We start from the raw sequence: 18,555 nt of genomic DNA, 5'->3' as shown, positions 1-18,555 counted from the left end.
TGACGGCGGGGCCGGAGAACCGGCGGGGACAGGTCCCCTTGTCAGCGTTCGACGATCTCGTTCTTGCCGATGACGACGATGCCGCCGCTGGTCACCGCGAAGCGGCTGCGGTCGTACTCCAGGTCGAAGCCGATCCTGGCACCGTCCGGGATGATCACGTTCTTGTCGATGATGGCCTTGCGGACGATGGCGCCGCGGCCCACCTTCACGTTGCCCATCAGGACCGAGTCCTCGACCTGGGAGTGGGAGTGCAGCACCACGCCGGGGGAGAGGATCGAGCGCTCCGCCAGCCCGCCGGAGACGATCGCGCCCGCGGAGACCAGGGAGTCGATCGCCCTGCCCACCCGGTCGCCGTCGTTGTGCACGAACTTGGCCGGGGGAAGCGGGTCGTGACCGGTGTAGATGGGCCACCGGCTGTTGTAGAGGTTGAAGACCGGGTGCGCCGAGATGAGGTCCATGTGGGCCTCGTAGTAGGCGTCGAGCGTCCCGACGTCCCTCCAGTAGCCCCGGTCGCGCTCGGTGGAGCCGGGCACGATGTTGTCGGCGAAGTCGTAGACCTCCGCGCTGCCCGACTTCACCATCATCGGGATGATGTTGCCGCCCAGGTCGTGCTTGCTCGTCGGGTCGAGCGCGTCCTCCCTGAGCGCGTCGATCATCGACTGGGTCTTGAAGACGTAGTTGCCCATCGACGCGTACACCTGGTCGGGAGCGTCAGGCAGGCCCACCGCGTCCTTCGGCTTCTCGCGGAAGGCGACGATCCGACGCCCGGCCGGGTCGGCCTCGATGACCCCGAACTGGTCGGCGAGCGAGAGCGGCTGCCGGATCGCGGCCACCGTCACCTCGGCCCCGGACTCTATGTGCTGCTCGACCATCTGCCGGGGATCCATCCGGTAGATGTGGTCGGCGCCGAACACGATGACGTGGTCGGGCATCTCGTCGTAGATGAGGTTCAGGTTCTGGAACAGCGCGTCGGCGGAGCCGGAGAACCAGTGCGGTCCGAGGCGCTGCTGGGCGGGAACCGGCGTGACGTAGTTGCCGAGCATCGCCGACAGGCGCCATGTCCGGGAGATGTGCCGGTCGAGACTGTGGTTCTTGTACTGCGTCAGCACGACGATCTGGAGGTAGTGACCGTTGGCGAGATTGGACAGTACGAAGTCGACGAGACGGTATATCCCCCCGAAAGGCACCGCGGGCTTTGCTCGATCAGCTGTCAGAGGCATGAGCCTCTTACCTTCTCCACCGGCGAGCACGATCGCGAGGACTCTCATAGATGGACCCTAACCTGATGAACAGGGATGAAACACTAGGCTGATCGTATGCGAGTGGATCTGCTGACCCGTGAATATCCCCCCGACGTGTACGGAGGGGCGGGAGTTCACGTCGAATACCTCGCCCGGGAGCTGCGCAGGCTCGCCGACACCCGGGTCCGCTGCTTCGGAGCGTCACGACCGGAGGAGGGCGTCGCGGCCTACCGGGTGCCCGGCGGCCTGGAGACGGCCAACGCCGCGCTCCAGGTGCTCGGCGTCGATCTGGAGATGGCCGCCGGGTGCGAGGGCGCCGATCTGGTCCACAGCCACACCTGGTACGCCAATTTCGCCGGCCACGTCGCCAAGATGCTGTACGGGACGCCCCACGTGGTGACCACCCACAGCCTGGAGCCGCTGCGGCCGTGGAAGGCGGAGCAGCTGGGTGGCGGTTACACGCTGTCATCGTGGGCCGAGCGCGGCGCGCTGGCCACCGCCGACGCGATCATCGCGGTCTCCGAGGGGATGCGCCGCGACGTGCTGGCGAGCTATCCGGAGATCTCGCCGGAGAGGGTCACGGTGATCCACAACGGGATCGACACCGGCGAGTACGCCCCCGACCGGGACACCGGCGTGCTGGAGCGGCACGGCATCGACCCGAGCAGGCCGTACGTCGTCTTCGTGGGGCGCATCACCCGGCAGAAGGGCCTGGTCCACCTGCTGCACGCGGCGCGCGACTTCCACCCCGACGCCCAGCTGGTGCTCTGCGCGGGCGCGCCCGACACGCCCGAGATCGCCGCCGAGGTGACCGCGCTGGTGCGCGGGCTCGACCGCGAGGGCGTCGTCTGGATCTCGGAGATGCTTCCCCGTCCCGAGGTGATCCAGATCCTCACCCACGCGACCGTGTTCGTCTGCCCCTCCGTCTACGAGCCGATGGGCATCGTGAACCTGGAGGCCATGGCCTGCGAGACCGCCGTCGTGGCCACCGCCACCGGCGGCATCCCCGAGGTCGTGGCCGACGGCTCGACCGGCCTGCTGGTCCCGATCGACCAGGCCGCCGACGGCACCCCGCACGACCCCGACGCCTTCGCCGCCGACCTCGCCGAGCGGGTCAACCGGCTGCTGGCCGACCCCGCCCTCGCGACCCGGATGGGCGAGGCCGGGCGGGTCCGCGCGGTGGAGCACTTCTCCTGGGAGCGCATCGCCGAGCGGACGATGGAGCTCTACCGGCGGGTCGCCGCCGGGGAGGCGCCGGTCTCCTGACGGTTCCCGCTCCCGCGGATCTCTCCGAGAGGGAGTTCCTAGGCGGTGATGAAGTGCAGGATCACGTTGTGCACGTGGTGCGCCTTGTTGTCGCCCCGGAACTCCACCTCGTACGTGTGGGTGCCCACGTGGATGGCGATGGCGCCCGAGGAGAAGAACGAGCCCGCGATCGACTTGTTGCTCACCACGCTCACCGCCGAGACCTTGTTGTAGGGGATGCTCGTGATGGCGATCCTTTTCCCGACGAACGACTTGTCCTGCACGATCACGCGCCTGTCGGTGAGCCCCAGGAAGCCGGTGCCCGTGCCGATGGCGTCGTAGACGGCGATGATCTGCTCGCCGGGCATCAGGCCGCTCTCGATCTGCTGGTACTGCTCCTTGCGGTCGTACACAACCTGTGCCATGACGCTCGCAATCTCCAGGAGGTCTGTGTCCTTGTGAAACGAACGTCCGGGGGACCGGGTTCCTGGGCGGGTAAGGTCGGCCCGTGAACTTTCAGATGAGGATCACCGATCGTCACGGTGGTGTCAGCGCCGATCCGTACGGCAGCCGCAACCTCGGGGGCATGTGCGGCGACGAGCCGGACGCGGTCGCGGCGAACAGGGCCAGGACGGCCGCGGAGTTCGGCCTGGAGCGGGTCGTGTTCATGCGGCAGGTCCACAGCGCCGACGTCCGATACGTCAGGGAGCCGTTCGGCGACGACCCGCCGCCGCTGGACGGGGTCTGCACCGACGTGCCCGGTCTCGGCCTGGCGGCGCTCTGCGCCGACTGCGCGCCGGTCCTGCTGGCTGAGCCGGAGGCCGGACTGGTCGGTGCCGCGCACTCGGGGCGGGTCGGCACCATGTCCGGCGTGGTCACGGCCCTGGTCGAGGAGATGGCCGGGCGCGGCGCGGACCCGGCGAGGATGACCGCCCTGATCGGGCCGATGGCCTGCGGCACCTGCTACGAGGTCCCCGCCGAGATGCGTGACGAGGTCGCGGTGATGCTTCCCGAGGCCTGGTCGATCACCCGCCAGGACACCCCGGCCCTCGACCTGCGGGCCGCGATCACCTCGCAGCTGGGCAAGGCGGGCGTCGGGGAGATCACCCACGACACCCGCTGCACCATCGAGAGCGCCGACCTGTTCTCCCACCGCAGGGAGGGCACGACCGGCCGGTTCGCGGGCTACGTCTGGCTGGAGCCCTGACCGGCCCGCACCGCTCGCCGGACCCGGCCGTGCCGGTTTCCGATCATGGTGGGATCCCTCCGGCCGGCATGGCGCCGATCATGACGTGATCCGCTCCAGCACGACCACGGGGATCTCCCGCTCGGTCTTCTTGGTGTACTCGTCGTAGGCGGGCCAGGCCGCGGTCATGATCGACCACATCTCCGGCTTCTCCTCGGGCGTGGCGGTGCGGGCCCTGGCCCTGAACCGGTCACCCAGCACCTGCACCTCGACCTCGGGATTCTCCTGGAGGTTGAGGTACCACAGCGGCGGCTCGTCGGCGCCTCCCTTGGAGGCCACGAGGAGGAGGTCGTCGCCATGGCGCTGGTAGATGAGCGGAGTGGTCCGCGGCTCGCCGGACTTGCGGCCGGTGGTGGTGAGGAGCAGGGCGGTGGTGCCCTGCCACTCGTGTCCCTCGGCTCCGTCGGTCGCGCGGTATCGGTCGACGTGCTCTTTTCCGAACAGCATGATCTATCCCCTCTGACAACTACCCGGGTCATTACCCGTCAGAGGGGACAGATCACATCGGGTCGCTCAGTCCGCCGACAGGACGCTTCCGTAGGCGCGGGCGGCCAGGTCCGCGATCAGATCGTGCGCCCCGAGGACGCCGGCGCACTCGGCACCGATCTCCTCGGCCGCCGCGTCCGCGAGCCCGGGGGCCGCCTCCGGGCCCAGTACGCAGGGCGACAGGGCGATGCGCTGGGCGCCGATGCCGCGCAGCCGCCCGGCCGCGTCGGCCACGGCGGGCGCGCTGTCGAGGGAGGCGACCAGGACGGGCAGGGTCAGCCGCGAGGCCAGCAACACCGCCGTCGGCTGAGCCTCCACCGCCGCGTTCTCGCCGCCGACGGTGGCGAGGATGACCGCGTCCACCGGGCTGGAGACGTTGAGCAGCCGCATCCGGTCGGCCCGCGCCAGGCTTCTCTCCGACAGGCGGATGTGCAGGGCCTCGGCGAGCAGCGGATGCGGCCCCAGGGGGTCGGTGACCGTCACCGAGACCTTGCTGGAGGCCACGGCGTCGGCGATCAGCCGGTCCGCGACCGGGTGCGGGCCGGTCAGCAGCGGCACCACGACGGCGGCCGTGGCGTCCTGCGGCCGTTCTCTGGCCGCCGCCTCCAGCTCGGAGGTCAGCTCCTTGCCGTCCTCACCGAGCGCGGCCAGGCGGACCTGGATCTGTGGGTTGTCCCCCCGTATGAGGGCCGCGAGCTCCGCGGCGGTGCCGGAGGCGTCGCCGAGCGCGGCCAGCACCAGCGCTGGTGCCTCGGGCGGGAGCTGGGAGGGTACCGGCCTGCGGTGCCTTCCGGAGGGGCGCACCGGGCGCCCTCGTACGGGGAGGATGGGACTTTCGCTCACATGCGCGGACTCTAGGGCCATTTGACACTTCCTGTGACCGGAAACGGCAGCATTCCCGTCACAACATTCTGAAAAGGGGAGGCTCAGGGGTGGGTTCTCCCGCGCCCGCGGCCGGTTCACGGCCGGTGCGCGGGCGGTTCGGGTCTGGCTCGTGCCGGGCTCGTGGCCAGTTCACGGCCGGTTCATGGCCGGTTCACGTCTGGCTCGCGGCCGGTGCGCGTCTGGTTCGTGGCTGGTTCGTGGCTGGGGGACGCCTCGGGTCAGACGTCACGGTGGCCCTCCCACTCGTCCTCCAGCGCCGAGTGCACGATGGAGTCGCGCCAGACCCCGCGGGCCCGTACGTGGTGCCTGATCCTGCCCTCCTCGACCATCCCGGCGACCAGCATCGCCAGCTGGGCGGCGGTGTTGGCGGGGGAGCGGGCGCCCCAGATGCGGTGCAGGCGCAGGTCGCGGAAGCCGAACGTCAGGATCAGCCGGATCAGGTCGGTGCCGATGCCCCGGCCCCAGTGGTCGGGACGGAGTCCGAGGCCGATCTCGGCGCTGTGCGGGTGGTCGGCCTCGATGTGCAGCCGGGCGACGCCGAAGGCCTCGCCGTCGTCGAGGTCGGTCACCGCCAGCACGTAGAGACGCCGGGGCTCGACCTCCGAGCCCTTGATCGCCTCGATGATCGTCTCTTCGACCTCCTCGCGGGTGCGGGGGTCGAACGGCAGGTGCTCGGTGGCCGTCGGGTCGCCGTACACGGCATGCAGGGCGTCCACGTCGCCGAGGGTGATCTCCCTGAGCCGGAGTCGCTTGCCCGAGATCTCAACGTGGCGCATGCGCAGACGTTAACGTCTCGGAGGTTCCACGGCTAGAGATCTTTCCGGTAAGCGGACATACCATCATTTTAGTGATCTTATATGCACGGCTTCGTGCGTGCCCAGGCCTGGAAAGGCCTGTGCCCGGACTCAGGCGAACCCGGCCTCGCGTGCGGGGGCCGGGTTCGCCTCGCCGGGACGAGCCGGTCGTCCTGGGGGGCCTGCGATCCGGGGAGAAGCCGCGTCGAGGGGCCGGGCTCACTTCGCGGGGACGACGATGTCGGAGTTGCCCGGAGCGTAGACGGTGATGCCCTCGGGGAGGGCGTTCAGCTTGTCGATCTCGACGCAGGCACGGCACTTGCGGTAGCTCTCCTGGAGCTGCTTGTTCGCCTCGGCCTCACCCTTGGCCAGCGCGACCGACGCCTTCGCGTCCGCCTCGGCCTGCCTGATCTTCGCCTCGGCCTCGACGTCGGCCTGCGACGCCTTCGCCTTCGCCTCGGCGATCCCCGCCTGGGCGACCTGGGTCTTGTTCACCGCCGCCTGGATCTCGGACGGCAGCGTCACCCGGACCAGCGTGAACCGCAGGCCGGTGAAGAAACGACCGCCGAGCAGCTGCTCCAGGTCGCGCTCCAGGATCTGGTTGATGCCGTTCTGGGCGCGGATGATGGAGGCGTTGCTGTCGATGACGGCCGGCAGGGCCTTCTTGTTCGAGGTCGTCTGCACCAGCGAGCAGGAGGAGAGCAGCTCGGCGCACTCGGCGGCGCCGATCTGGCTGCGCAGGGCGTTGTAGATCACCGGTCGCACGGACTGGATGAAGAACGCGTTCCATCCCTCGTCCCCGTCCCAGGCGGAGTGCGACTCGCCGTCCTGGCCCAGGTAGGTACGGGTGCCGTACCTGTCGTCGAAGCGCTTGAGCATCTCCTGGTCGAGGTTGAGCGTGAAGTAGAGCGTGCCCTCGATGCCGAGGTTCACCCCGTCGGAGCTCGGCACGGTCACCTCGTCCACGCCGCTGGAACTGGCCCGCTTGGCGTCGGTGGTGATGGTGTAGATCCGCTGCTGGGCGGGGTAGGAGTGCACCGACGACCACAGGCCGACCCAGGTGAGCCCCGAGTCGGGCGGGATGACCTGCCGGATCCCGGAGTCGTCCAGCGGGCCGCCGTCCCTGACGACGGCCACCTGGCCCGGTTCGGTGCGTGCGAAGCCACCTCCGACGCTGATCAGGACGATCACCGCGATGACCGCGAACACCACGGCGGCGACGCTTTTTCCGATGGGCATGCCGATCCTCCTTTGGGCGGGCACCGGAGGGCGGCGGCCGGGGATGGCCGTCCCCGGCCGCCGGCCTGACCGGCTTCCCTTCGTGGCGGGCTCTGAGGGTTCCTCACGTGCTCCAACCGGGTTGGACGAGCCGGTGGGCCGGTGAGTTCGGGAAATATCCGAAAAATCGGGCGGTTTCCGGCTTCGGGGAGAACCGCGGCCACCGGGGAGGGCCGGTGACCGCGGCCGGGAGGTCAGGCGTCCCGGGAAGCGGTCCCCGTGCGCGTTCCCGGGTCGCCGTCGGGGAGGCCGCCGGGGTTTCCGGCGTGGTTTCCGGCGGGGACGTCGCCGGGCGTGCCGTCGAGAGGGGCGGGCAGGTCGTCGTCGTGCGCCCCGGGGGCCATGGCCAGGCCCACCGCGGTGACGGCCAGCGCGGCGACCACGTAGAGCGAGACGGCGAGGGTGCTGTCGAACCGGTCGAACAGCCACAGCGCGATGATCGGGGCGAGGGCGCCCCCGAAGATCCCGGCGACCTGGTAGCCCATCGAGGCGCCGCTGTAGCGCAGGCGGGTGCTGAACAGCTCGGCGATGAAGGCCGCCTGGGGCCCGTACATCGCGGCGTGGCAGGCCAGGGCCACGATCGAGGCCAGCGCGATCACCGGGAAGGATCCGGTGTCGAGCAGGGGGAAGAAGGCGAACACCCAGACCGCGGCCCCGATCACGCCCGCCAGATAGACCGGCCGGCGGCCGACCCTGTCCGACAGCGCGCCGAACAGCGGGATCAGGAAGAGCTGGAAGGCGGATCCGATCAGCACCGCGTTCAGCGCGACCCCGCGTTCGAGCCCGAGGGGGCCGGTGACGTAGGCCAGGATGTAGGTCACGAAGATGTAGAAGGCGACGTCCACGCCGATGCGCGCGAAGCCCGCGGAGATCAGCGCGCGCGGGTGCGTGCGCAGCACCTCCACCAGCGGCATCCGGGCCTTCGCGCCGGCCCGTTCGACCTGGGCGAACAGCGGTGACTCCACGATCCGCAGGCGGATCCACAGGCCCACGACCACCAGCGCGCCCGACAGCAGGAACGGCACCCGCCATCCCCAGGACAGGAACGCCTCCTCAGGAAGCGCCGCGGACATGATCCCGAGCACGCCCGCCGCCAGCAGGTTTCCCGCGGGCACCCCGACCTGCGGCCAGCTCGCGTTGAACCCGCGCCGCCGGGGATCGCCGTGCTCGATGGACATCAGCACGGCCCCGCCCCACTCGCCGCCCAGGCCGAGGCCTTGCACGAAGCGCAGGGTGACGAGCAGCAGCGGGGCGGCCACGCCGATGGTGGCGTAGCCGGGCAGCAGGCCGATCAGGAAGGTGGCGACGCCCATCAGCAGCAGCGTCACCACCAGCACGTTCTTGCGGCCGACCCGGTCGCCGAAGTGGCCGAACACGATCCCGCCGAGCGGTCGCGCGACGAACCCGATCGCGTAGGTGAGGAACGCCAGCAGGGTCCCGGTCAGCGGCTCGAAGGTGGGGAAGAAGAGCTTGTTGAAGACCAGCGCGGCGGCCGAGCCGTAGAGGAAGAAGTCGTACCACTCCAGGGAGGTGCCGACCAGTCCGGCCACAATGACCCGCCTGGTCTGGGAGCTTGCCATCGCGTGCGCTCCTTAGCTTCTTGTGAGCTTCTTGTAGGGGGATGTCCCGTGAGCTAGCTTCGTGATGAGTTCCTATCAACATAAGAATCGTTGAACAATTCGACAATAGGTTTGTTTGATGATTTCTTGGAGACGTGGAAAACGTCACCGCGGCGCTACAGCGCGACCGCGGCCGCCTCGGACGCAGCAGCGCGGCCGAGGTGGTCGCCGACATCCTCAGGGACCGGATCGCCGAAGGGCTCTTCGTCCCAGGTCAGCGCCTGTCGGAGGAGAGCATCGGCGCGGCGCTGGAGGTCTCGCGCAACACCCTGCGCGAGGCGTTCCGGCTGCTCGGTCACGAACGTCTGCTGGAGCATCGGCTCAACCGGGGGGTGTTCGTACGCGTGCTGTCGGCCGAGGACGTGGCCGACCTCTACCGGGTGCGCCGGGTGATCGAGGGTGCCGCGGTGCGGAACGGCGCGCACGCCCCCCGGGAGGCCCTGGTCGCCATCAAGGAGGCCGTCGCCGAGGCGTCCCGCGCCGCCGCCGAGGGACGCTGGCAGGACGTCGGCACGGCCAACATCCGCTTCCACCAGAGCCTCGCCGCCCTGAACGGCAGTCCCCGCCTGGACGAGGCGATGCGCCAGCTGCTGGCCGAGCTCCGCCTGGTCTTCCACGTCATGAAGAACCCCCGCGCCTTCCACGAGCCGTTCGTGGCCCGCAACCTGGAGCTGGTCGAGCTCATGGAGGCCGGACGCGCGGCCGAGGCCGAGCGGGCCCTGGAGAGCTATCTGGACGACGCCGAGAAACTGCTGATGCAGGCATATATCCCCGAGCCGTAAACACGACGTAATGGGGCAGAATAATCGGATGTTTCCTCCGAATTCGCATGTGCTGGTGCTCACCGGTCCCGGGCTGGTCGCGGACCTTCGCCTGCTCACCGAGGTGGCCGATCGCGAGTTCGCGGCTCTCGGTGTCAGCGGGATGGTGTCGGCGGCCTCGGACCTGTCCGGCTTCCGGGCGGGGCTGGGGTCACCGGACGTCCTGGTCGTCCTGCCCGGCCCGGATCCGGAGGCCCGCGCCCTGTTCGCCGAGCGTCCAGACGCGGTCTGGCTCGACCTGACGAAGGCCGACGCCCCGCTTCCCGCCTCCGTGGACGGCGCGGGCGGCACGGGCTCCGCGGGCGGTGCGGGGTCCCCGGGCGGTGCGGTGGACACGGGCGGTGCGGGGTCCCCGGGCGGTGCGAGGAGCACGACGGGCACGGCGGGAACCCACATACACGGGCGGGGGGTCTGGGGGCTGACCTGGGCGATCAGGCACGCCGTGCACCGCCTGCGCCGGCCCGCGCACCGGGTCGCCTATGGCGACCACCCCGACCAGTGGGCGGAGGTGCGCCTCCCGTACGGGGCCGCCGGTCAGGCGCCCGCCCCGGTTCCGCCGCGTGAGATGCCCGCAGGGGCGCCGCCGTACGAGACCGAAGGGCAGGCGCCCACGGTGACGGCGGTACGCGGGACCGGGGAACGGACGCCCACCGTGGTGCTGCTGCACGGTGGTTTCTGGCGGTCCATCTGGGGGGCGGACCTGATGGACGCGCTCGCCATCGACCTCGCCGAGCGCGGGTTCGCCGCCTGGAACCTCGAATACCGCCGCCCCGACCTGCACGGCTGGGACGCGACCACCTCGGACGTCGCCCGGGGCGTCGCCCTCGCGGCGGAGAGCGCCTGGGGGCCGCTCGTGGTGATCGGCCACTCGGCGGGCGGGCAGCTCGCCCTCCGCGCCGCCGCCGACGACCACCGGATCACCCTGGCCGTCTCGCTGGCGGGGGTGCTCGACCTGGCCGAGGGGGACCGCAGGCACATGAGCTCCGGCGCGGTCGCCGTCGCGCTGGGCGGATCCGCCGCCGAGGCGCCCGCGGCCTACCGGCGTTCCGGGCCGCTGGAACGGCTCCCCCTCGGGGTGCCCCAGCTCATCGTGCAGGGCGGCGGGGACGACCTGGACCTGGTCGACTTCGGGCGCCGCTACGCGCGAGCCGCCCAGGAGTCAGGCGACCGGGTGACATATCTCGAGATGTCGGGCGATCATTTCGACGTCATCGATCCCGCGTCACCGATCTGGCGGGCCACCGCCGGGGCGGTCGCCGAGCACCGCGGACCCTCCTGACCCTCCTGACCCGCCTCCACCGGCGGGTCCTCCGCCGGTGGAGGCGGGTTCGCCGGGGGAAGGCCCTCCGGGAGGTTTCTCAGGTGGGGGACAGCGGGCGCCAGGGGACGGGGCTGGACAGCACCATCATGCTCGACGGGTGACCGTACGGAGCGAGCCGGTCGATCATCTCCTCGAAGGCCGTCATCGAGGAGGCGGCCACCCGCAGCAGGCAGCACGCGTCGCCGGTCACCCGGTGCACCTCCAGGATCTCCGGCCAGGCCAGCGCCTGCTCGTCGCGGAGCACGCAGCGGGGCCCGTAGCACGACATCCTGATCAGGGCGGCGACCCCGCGCCCGGCCCGCGCCGCGTCGATCCGGGCGTGGTAGCCGGTGATCACCCCGGTCTCCTCCAGCCGCCGCACCCGCTCCGCCACCGCCGGAGCCGACAGGTGCACCCGGCGCGAGAGCTCGCTGTACGACAGTCGCGCATCGCCCTGCAGTTCGGCCAGCAACGCCCAGTCCATCGCGTCCACGGTCACGCTCCGTCACGTCGTAACTTGATCTGCTCGATGCCTTCCGTTCCGAAGGCCCAGTCCAATAATTGCCTTTCTTCTATTATTTCCGTACAGACCGATACAGACCACCATGGAGGTAGACCGACGAAGGAGGAGTGATGACCGGCATCAAGCAGCTCACGGAGCAGGACCGTAAGGCGCGCGCCGAGGCCAACGAAGGGCTGCCGACGCTGGGCTTCGAAACCGGTACGCCCTACGACGACTACGTGGGCACCGCCACCCTGCACGGGCTCCAGCGCACCGTCACCGACGTCCCGGAAGAATTGCCGTTCCTGGTCACCACCCAGGTGATGGAGCTCTATTTCGGACTGCTCCGCGCCGAGTGGCGCCTCGCCCAGCGGCAGCTCGACGCGGACGACGTCACCGCCGCGACCCTGACGATCAGGCGTACCGTCCGGCACTTCGAGGCGCTCAACGCCGCCTGGGCCGCGCTGAGCTGGCTGACCCCCGCGCAGTTCAACTCCTTCCGCGACGCCCTCGGCGAGGGGTCCGGCTTCCAGTCGGCCTTCTACCGCCACGTGGAGTTCCTGCTCGGCAACAAGTCCGAGGCGCTCATCCGGCCGCACCGCCGCAACCCCGAGGCGTACGAGGAACTCGTGGAGGCGCTGCACCGGCCGAGCCTCTACGACTCGGTCCTGGCCTTCCTCGCCCGCGCGGGCCACGCGGTTCCCCGCTCGGTGCTCGATCGCGACCCGGCCGCCGAGTACGGGCCCGACCCCGAGGTCGAGGCGGTCTGGGTCGAGGTCTACGGCGGCCCGCTCGCGCCGCTGGCCGAGGCGCTGACCGACCTGGCCGAGCAGTTCTCCGACTGGCGCTACCGGCACCTGATGGCGGTACGGCGCTCGATGGGCGCCAAGCCGGGCTCCGGCGGGTCGAGCGGCCTGAGCTGGCTCGAGCGGAGCATGCGGCGGGAGATCTTCCCCGAGCTCTGGACGGCCAGGACGCTGATGTGAGGCACTCCCCGGTGCCGGTTTCGGGGATCTCGCCTCGCTCCGATGTCCCGGGCCTGCGCGGAGGTCAGCCGACCTGGCAGACCGGGCACCAGAAGAGGTTGCGCCCGGCGAGCACCTCCGTACGGACCTCGGTGCCGCACAGGAAGCAGGGCATGGTGGAGCGCCGGTAGACGTAGACCTCGCCGCCGTGGCCGTCGACGCGGGGCGGGCGGCCCATCGCCTCCGGCGTGTGCTCTGGCCTGACCGTGTCGATGTGGCCCACCCGGACGCCCTCGGCCATCAGGAGCACCAGATCCGCCCAGATCGCCTCCCACTGACCGTGGGTGAGGTCGCGGCCGGGCCGTGACGGGTCGATCCCCTGGCGGAACAGCGCCTCGGCCCGGTAGATGTTGCCCACGCCCGCGACGACCGACTGGTCCATCAGCAGGACCCCGACCGAGACGCGGCTGCGGCTGATCCGCCGCCAGGCGACCTCGGGATCGGCGTCCGCCCGTAGCGGGTCGGGCCCGAGTCTGGCGTGCAGCGCCGCCTTGCCCGCCGGGTCGAGCAGCTCGCAGGTGTTGGGGCCGCGCAGGTCGGCGTACTCGCCCGCGTTGCTCAGCCGCAGGCGCACCAGCCCCGTCGGCGCGGGCGTGGGGGCCTGGCCGAAGGTGTACTTGCCGTAGATGCCGAGGTGGACGTGCAGCCAGCGCTCGTCGTCGAAGCCCAGCAGCAGGTGCTTGCCGTGGGCGTCGGCCTCGGTGAGCACCCGGCCGTCGATCCGCAGGGCCCCGGCGGCGAACCGCCCCTGCGGGCTCTCCGCGTGCACGGCCCGCCCGCCGAACGCCCGCCGGTGCTCTTTGGCCAGGCGATGGATGGTGTGTCCTTCAGGCATGGTCTGAAAATCATATGATCCGCCCGGCGATGCTCAGGGCGCCGCGGACGCCCGTTCCCGCCGCTGCCGGGAGCGGTGCCCGGCCAGGGTGTGGGCCGACGCGGCGAGGACGGCCCCGGCCGCGTACGCCACGAGGTCGGCCGCGCCGAACGTGCTGCCGAGCACCAGCCTGGCCACGACGCTCGCCTCGGAGAGCGCGGCGGGAACGGGCGTCAACTGGGCCAGCTCGACCGCCCAGCTGAACGCCAGCGCGCCGATCGCGGCCCGCACCGGGGTGACCCGGGGCCACACCAGCACCACCAGCGCGTGGACGAGCACGGTGTAGAGGGCGTCGCCCGCGTACTTGCCGAACCAGCCGCCGGTGACCGCGCGGACGGTCAGCCCGGCGGCGACGGTCACCAGCGCCGCGAGCGCGGCGAGCAGTCGGGTGCGGTGGGAGACGCGATGGGAGACGCGGTGGGAGAGGGGCGGGCGGGCACGGGGGACGGGAGGCACCCGCCCACGATAGCGACCGCGCCGCTCCGCGAGCCGTGCTCCCGGCCGCCCGTACCCCGCACCCGCTCCCGTCGCCCTCGTCACCGCCGGTTCCGCTCCGTCACCCGGCCGGCCGCCGGCCGGGTGACGGAGCGCCGGCTACGGGGTCAGGACGATCTTGTTGCAGTCGTCCTGCTTGTTCTTGAACATCTCGTAGCCGCGCGGGGCGTCCCCGAGCCGCATGCGGTGGGTGATCACGAAGCTGGGGTCGATGTCGCCGTCGCGGATCTTTTTCAGCAGGGGCTTCAGGTAGCGCTGGACGTGGCACTGACCGCTCCTGAGGGTCAGTGACCGGTTCATCAGGGAGCCCATCGGGAACTTGTCGAGCACGCCGCCGTAGACGCCGATCACGGACACGATCCCACCGTTGCGGCAGGCCATGATCGCCTCGCGCAGGGCGTACGGCCGTTCGGTCTCCAGCCGGGCCGCCTGCTTGACCCGGTCGTAGGCGTACATGGCGGTGGTGGGGTGGTGGGCCTCCATCCCCACGGCGTCGATGCACGCGTCCGGGCCGCGGCCGGCGGTCATGTCCCGCAGCGCGTCGAGGACGTCGACCTCCTCGTAGTTGAGCGTTTCCGCGCCCGCGCGCTCGGCGATCCTCAGCCGGTTGGGGAAGCGGTCGATGCAGATGACCCGTTCGGCGCCCATCAGGTAGGCGCTGGCGACCGCGAACTGGCCGACGGGGCCGGCTCCCCACACGGCGATCGTGTCGCCCGGCTTGATGTCGCACATCTCCGCGCCCATCCAGCCGGTGGGCAGGATGTCGGACAGGAACAGCACCTTCTCGTCCGGCAGGTCGTCCTCGATCTTGATCGGTCCCACGTCGGCGAAGGGCACGCGCGCGTACTCGGCCTGGCCCCCCGGGTAGCCGCCGAGCATGTGGGAGTAGCCGAAGATGCCCGAGGGGGTGTGACCCATGAGCTTCTCGGCCATGCCCGCGTTGGGGTTGGAGTTCTCGCACACCGAGAACATGCCGTGCTCGCAGGAGGTGCAGTTGCCGCAGGCGATCGGGAAGGGCACGACCACCCGGTCGCCGACCTTCAGGGTCGCCACCTTCGGGCCCACCTCCACCACCTCGCCCATGAACTCGTGGCCGATGATGTCGCCCTTCTTCATGGTCGGGATGTAGCCGTCGTAGAGGTGCAGGTCGGAGCCGCAGATCGCGGTCGAGGTGATACGGACGACGGCGTCGCGGGAGTTCAGGATCCTGGGATCCGGAACCTCCCGTACCTCGACGGTGTTGCGGCCCATCCAGCAGTTGGCCTTCATGGGATTCTCCTCACGTCACGGCTTCAGAGCGGCACGGGCTGGGCGGGACGCTGCATGGCCTGCCGCAGCGCGCGGGTGCCCTCCGGGCTGCCTTCCGAGCGGACCACCTCACCGGTCTCCAGGACCTGCTTGAACCGGCGCAGGTCGTCGCGCACCTGCTGCTCGGGGTGCTCGCCGAGCAGCCTGGCGAAGGCCAGGCCGGCCCTGCCGCCCGGCGGGTCGTACGCGAGGTTCACCCGCACCTCCGTGCCGCGCCCGCCGGGGGCGTCGGAGAAGCGCACGGAACCGCTGTTGCCGACGAGGGCGCCCGGCATGGACCGCCAGGAGATCAGCTCGTCGGACCTGTCCTCGACGATCTCCGCGTCCCACTCGACGGGCTTCAGGGGGCCCCTCGCCTTCCAGTGCGAGTGCCCGTCACCGGTCGTCTCCACCGAGTCCAGGTGCGTCATGAAGCGAGGAAGGTTCTCGAAGTCGTGCCAGTACCGGTACACCTCCGGGCGAGGACGGTTGATCGTGATGGCCGCGTGCAGGCTCATCGGGCCCTCGCGCCCTCGATCCGAGCGGTGCCGGTTCATCCGTACCGCGGCGTATCCCAGCCCCAGCCCCAGGCCGGTCCAGCCCAGTGCGCGGGCGAGCCGGTTGGTCGTGCGATCGTTCTTTCCGCTCATTTCGCCTCCGTAGGGTTGGCCGCCCCTCGGCCCCACCCACCGGGGCCGTTCCGGCCGCCCGGGGCCTCTCCGGCGTTCGGCCCGCCGCGACCGTGCCCGGCGTGCGGTGGGAAATCCGGCCTTTTCAGGCTGTCATCAATGCCGGGCACGGAAAAGAGGCGGGGGGAGATATCTGTTCAAGTTCCTTGCCGCCGAATCAGTCCGGGTCACCGGCAGGCCATCATCGTCAAAAAATCGTTCTGCGACCACTCCGGTGAATTCCATGAAGGACCGTCGCGGCCGCCCGCCCGGTGTGGCCGATGGGAGATCCTCTGGAAATTCCCCGCGGGTTCCGCGGGTATTTTTTTGCCGATTCGGGGGTGACCGTGCCTTGAAAGGCTTCAGGCTTCAGGGGTATCGTGGCCCGCCGCGATCCCCTGAATTTCTTCACATCGTCGCTGCTCAGCGCGCATGTTCTGGTTTCGTGGCGGACGCCGCCGTCGCCCTTCCGCTGCCAAAAAATCGGTTATACCGTGGTCCTGACGGCCAGGGAGGTATGGCATGTCCGATGCTCGCGATATCAAAGACAGGCTGTTCGACGCGCTCAACGAGCATAAAATCGACAAGCTGATGGAGTTCTACAGCGAGGACGCCGTCTTCGTTACGCCGGCGGGCATCGCCGAAGGTCGTGAACAGATCTTCTGGTACTACCAGCACTTGCTGGAAGGTTTCCCGGACATGCACGTCACCCCCTGGTACAAGGTGTGCTGCGACGACCCCGCCGTCACCGAGTGGACGTTCACGGGCACTCACGCGGGGCCCTTCCTCCTGCCCGACGGTCACGTGGCGGAGGGAACCGGCCGCAAGATCATCTTCCGGGGTTGCGGCCTATGCGCGATCGAGGACGACAAGGTCGTCACTCACCGGGATTACTACGACCAGCTGGAGCTGTACGACCAGCTGGGCTTCTGTCTCGCGACCGCGCCGGCCTGACCTCGTTTCCCTGGCCAGGGTCTCAGGTCCTCCCGGGAATCCAGAGCGGACAGGCCTCAGGTCCTCCCGGGAATCCGGAAGGGTCTCGGGTATTCCCGGGGCGCCTCCGGCCTTCCCGAGGGGAAGCCTCGGGCTTTCCGGAAACCCGGGCTTTCCGGAGAGGCGTCAGGGCAGCCGCCACACCGCCGGGAGGCCCTTGCCCGCGCCCTCCCCGGAGTAGTCGTGCACGACCTCCAGCAGCTCGGCCATCCTGGCCTGCCAGGCGATGTTCACCGGCAGGTCCGCCAGCGACGACAGCAGCGCCTCGTAGTCGTCACAGTCGATCACGTGGAACAGGTCCTGGCCGCTGCGCCAGATCGTCCACTGGTGCGCGCCGCCCCTCCTGATGGCCTCGGTCAGCTCGGCGGGCACCTCCCGGTGCGCCTGGTCGTACTCCGGCTCCCTGCCCGGCTTGACCCGGGTGTGCAACGCGACGCGCATGCCGTACCTCCACGAAGTTGTAGACCGTTATAGCAGTCATCCGATGTGTGAGGCTCAGGGGAGGGCGGGCAGACGGCGGTCCTGCAGCCAGCCGGCGAACAGCTCGTCCAGCGGCCGCGTGGTGCGGCCCGCGGCCAGCGCGGTGAAGGCGCCGGTGGTGACGGTCCCGTGGCGGTGCCCGGCCGTCCACTCCCTGAGCAGCGCGAAGAAGGACTCGTCGCCGACGGTACGGCGGAGCGCGTGCAGGGTGAGCGCGCCGCGCTTGTAGATCCGGTCGTCGAACAGCCGCCGCGGGCCCGGGTCGGCCAGCACGAAGTCCTGGGGGAGCGCGGAGAGGCGGCGGTGCCAGCGCTGCGCGTGGTCATCGGATGACAGGCCGCCGGAACTCTCCGACCAGATCCACTCCGCGTACGAGGCGAACCCCTCGTGCAGCCAGATGCCGCTCCAGTCGGCCACCGTCAGGCTGTTGCCGAACCACTGGTGGGCCAGCTCGTGGGCGACCAGGCGCTCCTCGCCCCGCCTGCCGTCCACGTGGTTCAACCCGAAGATCGACATGCCCTGCGCCTCGACCGGGATCTCCAGCTCGTCGTCCACGACCACCGCCGTGTAGGAGCCGAACGGGTAGGGGCCGAACCGCTCGCGGAAGACCTCCATCATCCGGCCCTGGCGCTCGAAGTCGTGGCGCACCCGCGAGGCGAACCTGGCGGGGAAGACCAGCCGCATCCCCGGGCTCGGCTCGGCCTGCTGGTAGCGGCCGATCTGCACGCTCGCCAGGTAGGAGGCCATCGGCTCGGCCTGCTCGTACACCCACGTGGTCGTCGAGGCCGCCCGCCGCCTGGAGGTCAGCTCCCCGTTGGCGACCACGTGGTAGGCGGAGGCGGTGGTGACCGAGATCCGGTAGGTGGCCTTGTCGTCGGGCCGGTCGTTGCAAGGGAACCACGAGGGCGCCCCGATCGGCTGGCTGGCCACGATCACGCCGTCGGTGAGCTGCTCCCAGCCGAGCCCGCCCCAGTGGCTGGTCACCGGCCGGGGGGTGCCCGAGTAGCGGATCTCGACGGTGAACCGGCCGGGCCGCAGCCCCGGCGGCGACAGGTGCAGCTTGCCCCCGCGGTGGGTGAAGCGCACCGGCGCGCCGTCGATCAGCACGCCGCTCACCCGGAGGGCGCCGAGGTCGAAGGCGACCCGGGTGAGCCGCCGCAGCGCGACCGCGGAGATCCGGGCCACCCCGCCCAGGCGGTTGGGGGCCACCCGGTAGTCGAGGGTCAGGTCGTAGTGCTCCACCCGGTAGCCGTCGTCGCCGTGCATGGGGAAGTACAGCTGAGGGATGGAGGTCGTGCTCAGGGTCACACCGGCTT

General features: G+C 70.4%; 20 protein-coding genes. 6 read left to right on the top strand and 14 right to left on the bottom strand.

Annotated elements, in window-relative coordinates; all coding sequences use genetic code 11:
- Positions 1 to 41: 41 nt before the first annotated feature.
- Positions 42 to 1,268: a glucose-1-phosphate adenylyltransferase gene (gene glgC / locus ACTOQ2_RS26700; RefSeq protein WP_350966885.1), complete on the bottom strand. Its 1,227-nt coding sequence runs from the start codon at positions 1,266 to 1,268 to the stop codon at positions 42 to 44.
- A 48-nt stretch (positions 1,269 to 1,316) separates the two neighbouring features.
- On the opposite strand from glgC, the gene glgA reads away from it, so the two are divergent.
- A complete protein-coding gene (gene glgA, locus ACTOQ2_RS26695; protein WP_440103121.1) occupies positions 1,317 to 2,507 on the top strand; it encodes a glycogen synthase in 1,191 nt (396 codons plus the stop codon).
- 38 nt (positions 2,508 to 2,545) lie between these two features.
- On the opposite strand, the gene ACTOQ2_RS26690 is transcribed toward glgA, so the two are convergent.
- On the bottom strand, positions 2,546 to 2,911 hold the full coding sequence (locus ACTOQ2_RS26690) for a PH domain-containing protein (protein ID WP_440063519.1): 366 nt from the start codon (positions 2,909 to 2,911) through the stop codon (positions 2,546 to 2,548).
- 95 nt (positions 2,912 to 3,006) lie between these two features.
- Here ACTOQ2_RS26690 and pgeF point away from each other — a divergent pair, with 95 nt between their 5' ends.
- A complete protein-coding gene (gene pgeF / locus ACTOQ2_RS26685) occupies positions 3,007 to 3,693 on the top strand; it encodes a peptidoglycan editing factor PgeF (protein ID WP_362843411.1) in 687 nt (228 codons plus the stop codon).
- Positions 3,694 to 3,771: 78 nt separating this feature from the next.
- Here the strand turns inward: pgeF and ACTOQ2_RS26680 are convergent, their stop codons facing one another.
- The 5 genes from ACTOQ2_RS26680 to ACTOQ2_RS26660 form a co-directional block, all read right to left on the bottom strand.
- On the bottom strand, positions 3,772 to 4,179 hold the full coding sequence (locus ACTOQ2_RS26680) for a nitroreductase family deazaflavin-dependent oxidoreductase (RefSeq protein WP_440063518.1): 408 nt from the start codon (positions 4,177 to 4,179) through the stop codon (positions 3,772 to 3,774).
- Between the two features lie 66 nt (positions 4,180 to 4,245).
- Complete coding sequence (locus ACTOQ2_RS26675) at positions 4,246 to 5,061, bottom strand: sirohydrochlorin chelatase (RefSeq protein ID WP_440103119.1); 816 nt, start codon at positions 5,059 to 5,061, stop codon at positions 4,246 to 4,248.
- A gap of 260 nt (positions 5,062 to 5,321) precedes the next feature.
- Positions 5,322 to 5,879 (bottom strand): GNAT family N-acetyltransferase, encoded by a 558-nt coding sequence (locus ACTOQ2_RS26670; RefSeq protein WP_440103118.1) that lies wholly within the window; start codon positions 5,877 to 5,879, stop codon positions 5,322 to 5,324.
- 237 nt (positions 5,880 to 6,116) lie between these two features.
- The gene (locus ACTOQ2_RS26665) at positions 6,117 to 7,136 is read right to left on the bottom strand and encodes an SPFH domain-containing protein (protein WP_440103117.1); all 1,020 of its coding nucleotides are present in this window, start codon (positions 7,134 to 7,136) and stop codon (positions 6,117 to 6,119) included.
- A 233-nt stretch (positions 7,137 to 7,369) separates the two neighbouring features.
- Positions 7,370 to 8,755 carry an MFS transporter gene (locus tag ACTOQ2_RS26660; RefSeq protein ID WP_440103115.1) on the bottom strand — a complete coding sequence of 462 codons (1,386 nt, stop codon included), beginning with the start codon at positions 8,753 to 8,755 and terminating at the stop codon, positions 7,370 to 7,372.
- Positions 8,756 to 8,889: 134 nt separating this feature from the next.
- Here ACTOQ2_RS26660 and ACTOQ2_RS26655 point away from each other — a divergent pair, with 134 nt between their 5' ends.
- A complete protein-coding gene (locus ACTOQ2_RS26655) occupies positions 8,890 to 9,576 on the top strand; it encodes a GntR family transcriptional regulator (protein ID WP_440103113.1) in 687 nt (228 codons plus the stop codon).
- Positions 9,577 to 9,604: 28 nt separating this feature from the next.
- Complete coding sequence (locus ACTOQ2_RS26650; RefSeq protein ID WP_440103111.1) at positions 9,605 to 10,894, top strand: alpha/beta hydrolase; 1,290 nt, start codon at positions 9,605 to 9,607, stop codon at positions 10,892 to 10,894.
- A gap of 79 nt (positions 10,895 to 10,973) precedes the next feature.
- On the opposite strand, the gene ACTOQ2_RS26645 is transcribed toward ACTOQ2_RS26650, so the two are convergent.
- A complete protein-coding gene (locus ACTOQ2_RS26645) occupies positions 10,974 to 11,399 on the bottom strand; it encodes an Lrp/AsnC family transcriptional regulator (protein ID WP_440064739.1) in 426 nt (141 codons plus the stop codon).
- Positions 11,400 to 11,548: 149 nt separating this feature from the next.
- Between ACTOQ2_RS26645 and ACTOQ2_RS26640 the strand changes: the two genes are divergently transcribed.
- A complete protein-coding gene (locus tag ACTOQ2_RS26640; RefSeq protein WP_440103109.1) occupies positions 11,549 to 12,403 on the top strand; it encodes a tryptophan 2,3-dioxygenase in 855 nt (284 codons plus the stop codon).
- Between the two features lie 64 nt (positions 12,404 to 12,467).
- Here the strand turns inward: ACTOQ2_RS26640 and ACTOQ2_RS26635 are convergent, their stop codons facing one another.
- The 4 genes from ACTOQ2_RS26635 to ACTOQ2_RS26620 all read right to left on the bottom strand — a co-directional run bounded on the left by ACTOQ2_RS26635 (position 12,468) and on the right by ACTOQ2_RS26620 (position 15,748).
- The gene (locus ACTOQ2_RS26635) at positions 12,468 to 13,277 is read right to left on the bottom strand and encodes an Fpg/Nei family DNA glycosylase (protein ID WP_440103107.1); all 810 of its coding nucleotides are present in this window, start codon (positions 13,275 to 13,277) and stop codon (positions 12,468 to 12,470) included.
- Positions 13,278 to 13,310: 33 nt separating this feature from the next.
- Positions 13,311 to 13,772: a DUF2809 domain-containing protein gene (locus ACTOQ2_RS26630; protein WP_440103106.1), complete on the bottom strand. Its 462-nt coding sequence runs from the start codon at positions 13,770 to 13,772 to the stop codon at positions 13,311 to 13,313.
- Between the two features lie 138 nt (positions 13,773 to 13,910).
- On the bottom strand, positions 13,911 to 15,080 hold the full coding sequence (locus ACTOQ2_RS26625; protein ID WP_440103104.1) for a zinc-dependent alcohol dehydrogenase: 1,170 nt from the start codon (positions 15,078 to 15,080) through the stop codon (positions 13,911 to 13,913).
- A gap of 23 nt (positions 15,081 to 15,103) precedes the next feature.
- Positions 15,104 to 15,748: an SRPBCC family protein gene (locus ACTOQ2_RS26620; RefSeq protein ID WP_440103102.1), complete on the bottom strand. Its 645-nt coding sequence runs from the start codon at positions 15,746 to 15,748 to the stop codon at positions 15,104 to 15,106.
- Positions 15,749 to 16,288: 540 nt separating this feature from the next.
- Here ACTOQ2_RS26620 and ACTOQ2_RS26615 point away from each other — a divergent pair.
- Positions 16,289 to 16,720 (top strand): ester cyclase, encoded by a 432-nt coding sequence (locus ACTOQ2_RS26615; RefSeq protein WP_440103100.1) that lies wholly within the window; start codon positions 16,289 to 16,291, stop codon positions 16,718 to 16,720.
- A 165-nt stretch (positions 16,721 to 16,885) separates the two neighbouring features.
- On the opposite strand, the gene ACTOQ2_RS26610 is transcribed toward ACTOQ2_RS26615, so the two are convergent.
- Both ACTOQ2_RS26610 and ACTOQ2_RS26605 read right to left on the bottom strand, forming a co-directional pair.
- The gene (locus ACTOQ2_RS26610) at positions 16,886 to 17,200 is read right to left on the bottom strand and encodes an L-rhamnose mutarotase (RefSeq protein WP_440103099.1); all 315 of its coding nucleotides are present in this window, start codon (positions 17,198 to 17,200) and stop codon (positions 16,886 to 16,888) included.
- 54 nt (positions 17,201 to 17,254) lie between these two features.
- On the bottom strand, positions 17,255 to 18,547 hold the full coding sequence (locus tag ACTOQ2_RS26605; protein WP_440103097.1) for a M1 family metallopeptidase: 1,293 nt from the start codon (positions 18,545 to 18,547) through the stop codon (positions 17,255 to 17,257).
- Positions 18,548 to 18,555 lie beyond the last annotated feature (8 nt).

The organism is Streptosporangium sp. H16 (assembly GCF_051918855.1).
Classification (GTDB): domain Bacteria; phylum Actinomycetota; class Actinomycetes; order Streptosporangiales; family Streptosporangiaceae; genus Streptosporangium.
Note: the sequence above shows the minus strand (reverse complement) of the source record. Positions and strands in the feature narration are given on the sequence as shown.

Bases quoted from the DNA above. Each gene is read 5' to 3' on its own strand.
- glgC (WP_350966885.1), bottom strand. From the start codon at position 1,268: ATGAGAGTCCTCGCGATCGTGCTCGCCGGTGGAGAAGGTAAGAGGCTC.
- glgA (WP_440103121.1), top strand. From the start codon at position 1,317: ATGCGAGTGGATCTGCTGACCCGTGAATATCCCCCCGACGTGTACGGA.
- ACTOQ2_RS26690 (WP_440063519.1), bottom strand. From the start codon at position 2,911: ATGGCACAGGTTGTGTACGACCGCAAGGAGCAGTACCAGCAGATCGAG.
- pgeF (WP_362843411.1), top strand. From the start codon at position 3,007: ATGAGGATCACCGATCGTCACGGTGGTGTCAGCGCCGATCCGTACGGC.
- ACTOQ2_RS26680 (WP_440063518.1), bottom strand. From the start codon at position 4,179: ATGCTGTTCGGAAAAGAGCACGTCGACCGATACCGCGCGACCGACGGA.
- ACTOQ2_RS26670 (WP_440103118.1), bottom strand. From the start codon at position 5,879: ATGCGCCACGTTGAGATCTCGGGCAAGCGACTCCGGCTCAGGGAGATC.
- ACTOQ2_RS26665 (WP_440103117.1), bottom strand. From the start codon at position 7,136: ATGCCCATCGGAAAAAGCGTCGCCGCCGTGGTGTTCGCGGTCATCGCG.
- ACTOQ2_RS26660 (WP_440103115.1), bottom strand. From the start codon at position 8,755: ATGGCAAGCTCCCAGACCAGGCGGGTCATTGTGGCCGGACTGGTCGGC.
- ACTOQ2_RS26650 (WP_440103111.1), top strand. From the start codon at position 9,605: ATGTTTCCTCCGAATTCGCATGTGCTGGTGCTCACCGGTCCCGGGCTG.
- ACTOQ2_RS26645 (WP_440064739.1), bottom strand. From the start codon at position 11,399: ATGGACTGGGCGTTGCTGGCCGAACTGCAGGGCGATGCGCGACTGTCG.
- ACTOQ2_RS26640 (WP_440103109.1), top strand. From the start codon at position 11,549: ATGACCGGCATCAAGCAGCTCACGGAGCAGGACCGTAAGGCGCGCGCC.
- ACTOQ2_RS26635 (WP_440103107.1), bottom strand. From the start codon at position 13,277: ATGCCTGAAGGACACACCATCCATCGCCTGGCCAAAGAGCACCGGCGG.
- ACTOQ2_RS26625 (WP_440103104.1), bottom strand. From the start codon at position 15,080: ATGAAGGCCAACTGCTGGATGGGCCGCAACACCGTCGAGGTACGGGAG.
- ACTOQ2_RS26620 (WP_440103102.1), bottom strand. From the start codon at position 15,748: ATGAGCGGAAAGAACGATCGCACGACCAACCGGCTCGCCCGCGCACTG.
- ACTOQ2_RS26615 (WP_440103100.1), top strand. From the start codon at position 16,289: ATGTCCGATGCTCGCGATATCAAAGACAGGCTGTTCGACGCGCTCAAC.
- ACTOQ2_RS26610 (WP_440103099.1), bottom strand. From the start codon at position 17,200: ATGCGCGTCGCGTTGCACACCCGGGTCAAGCCGGGCAGGGAGCCGGAG.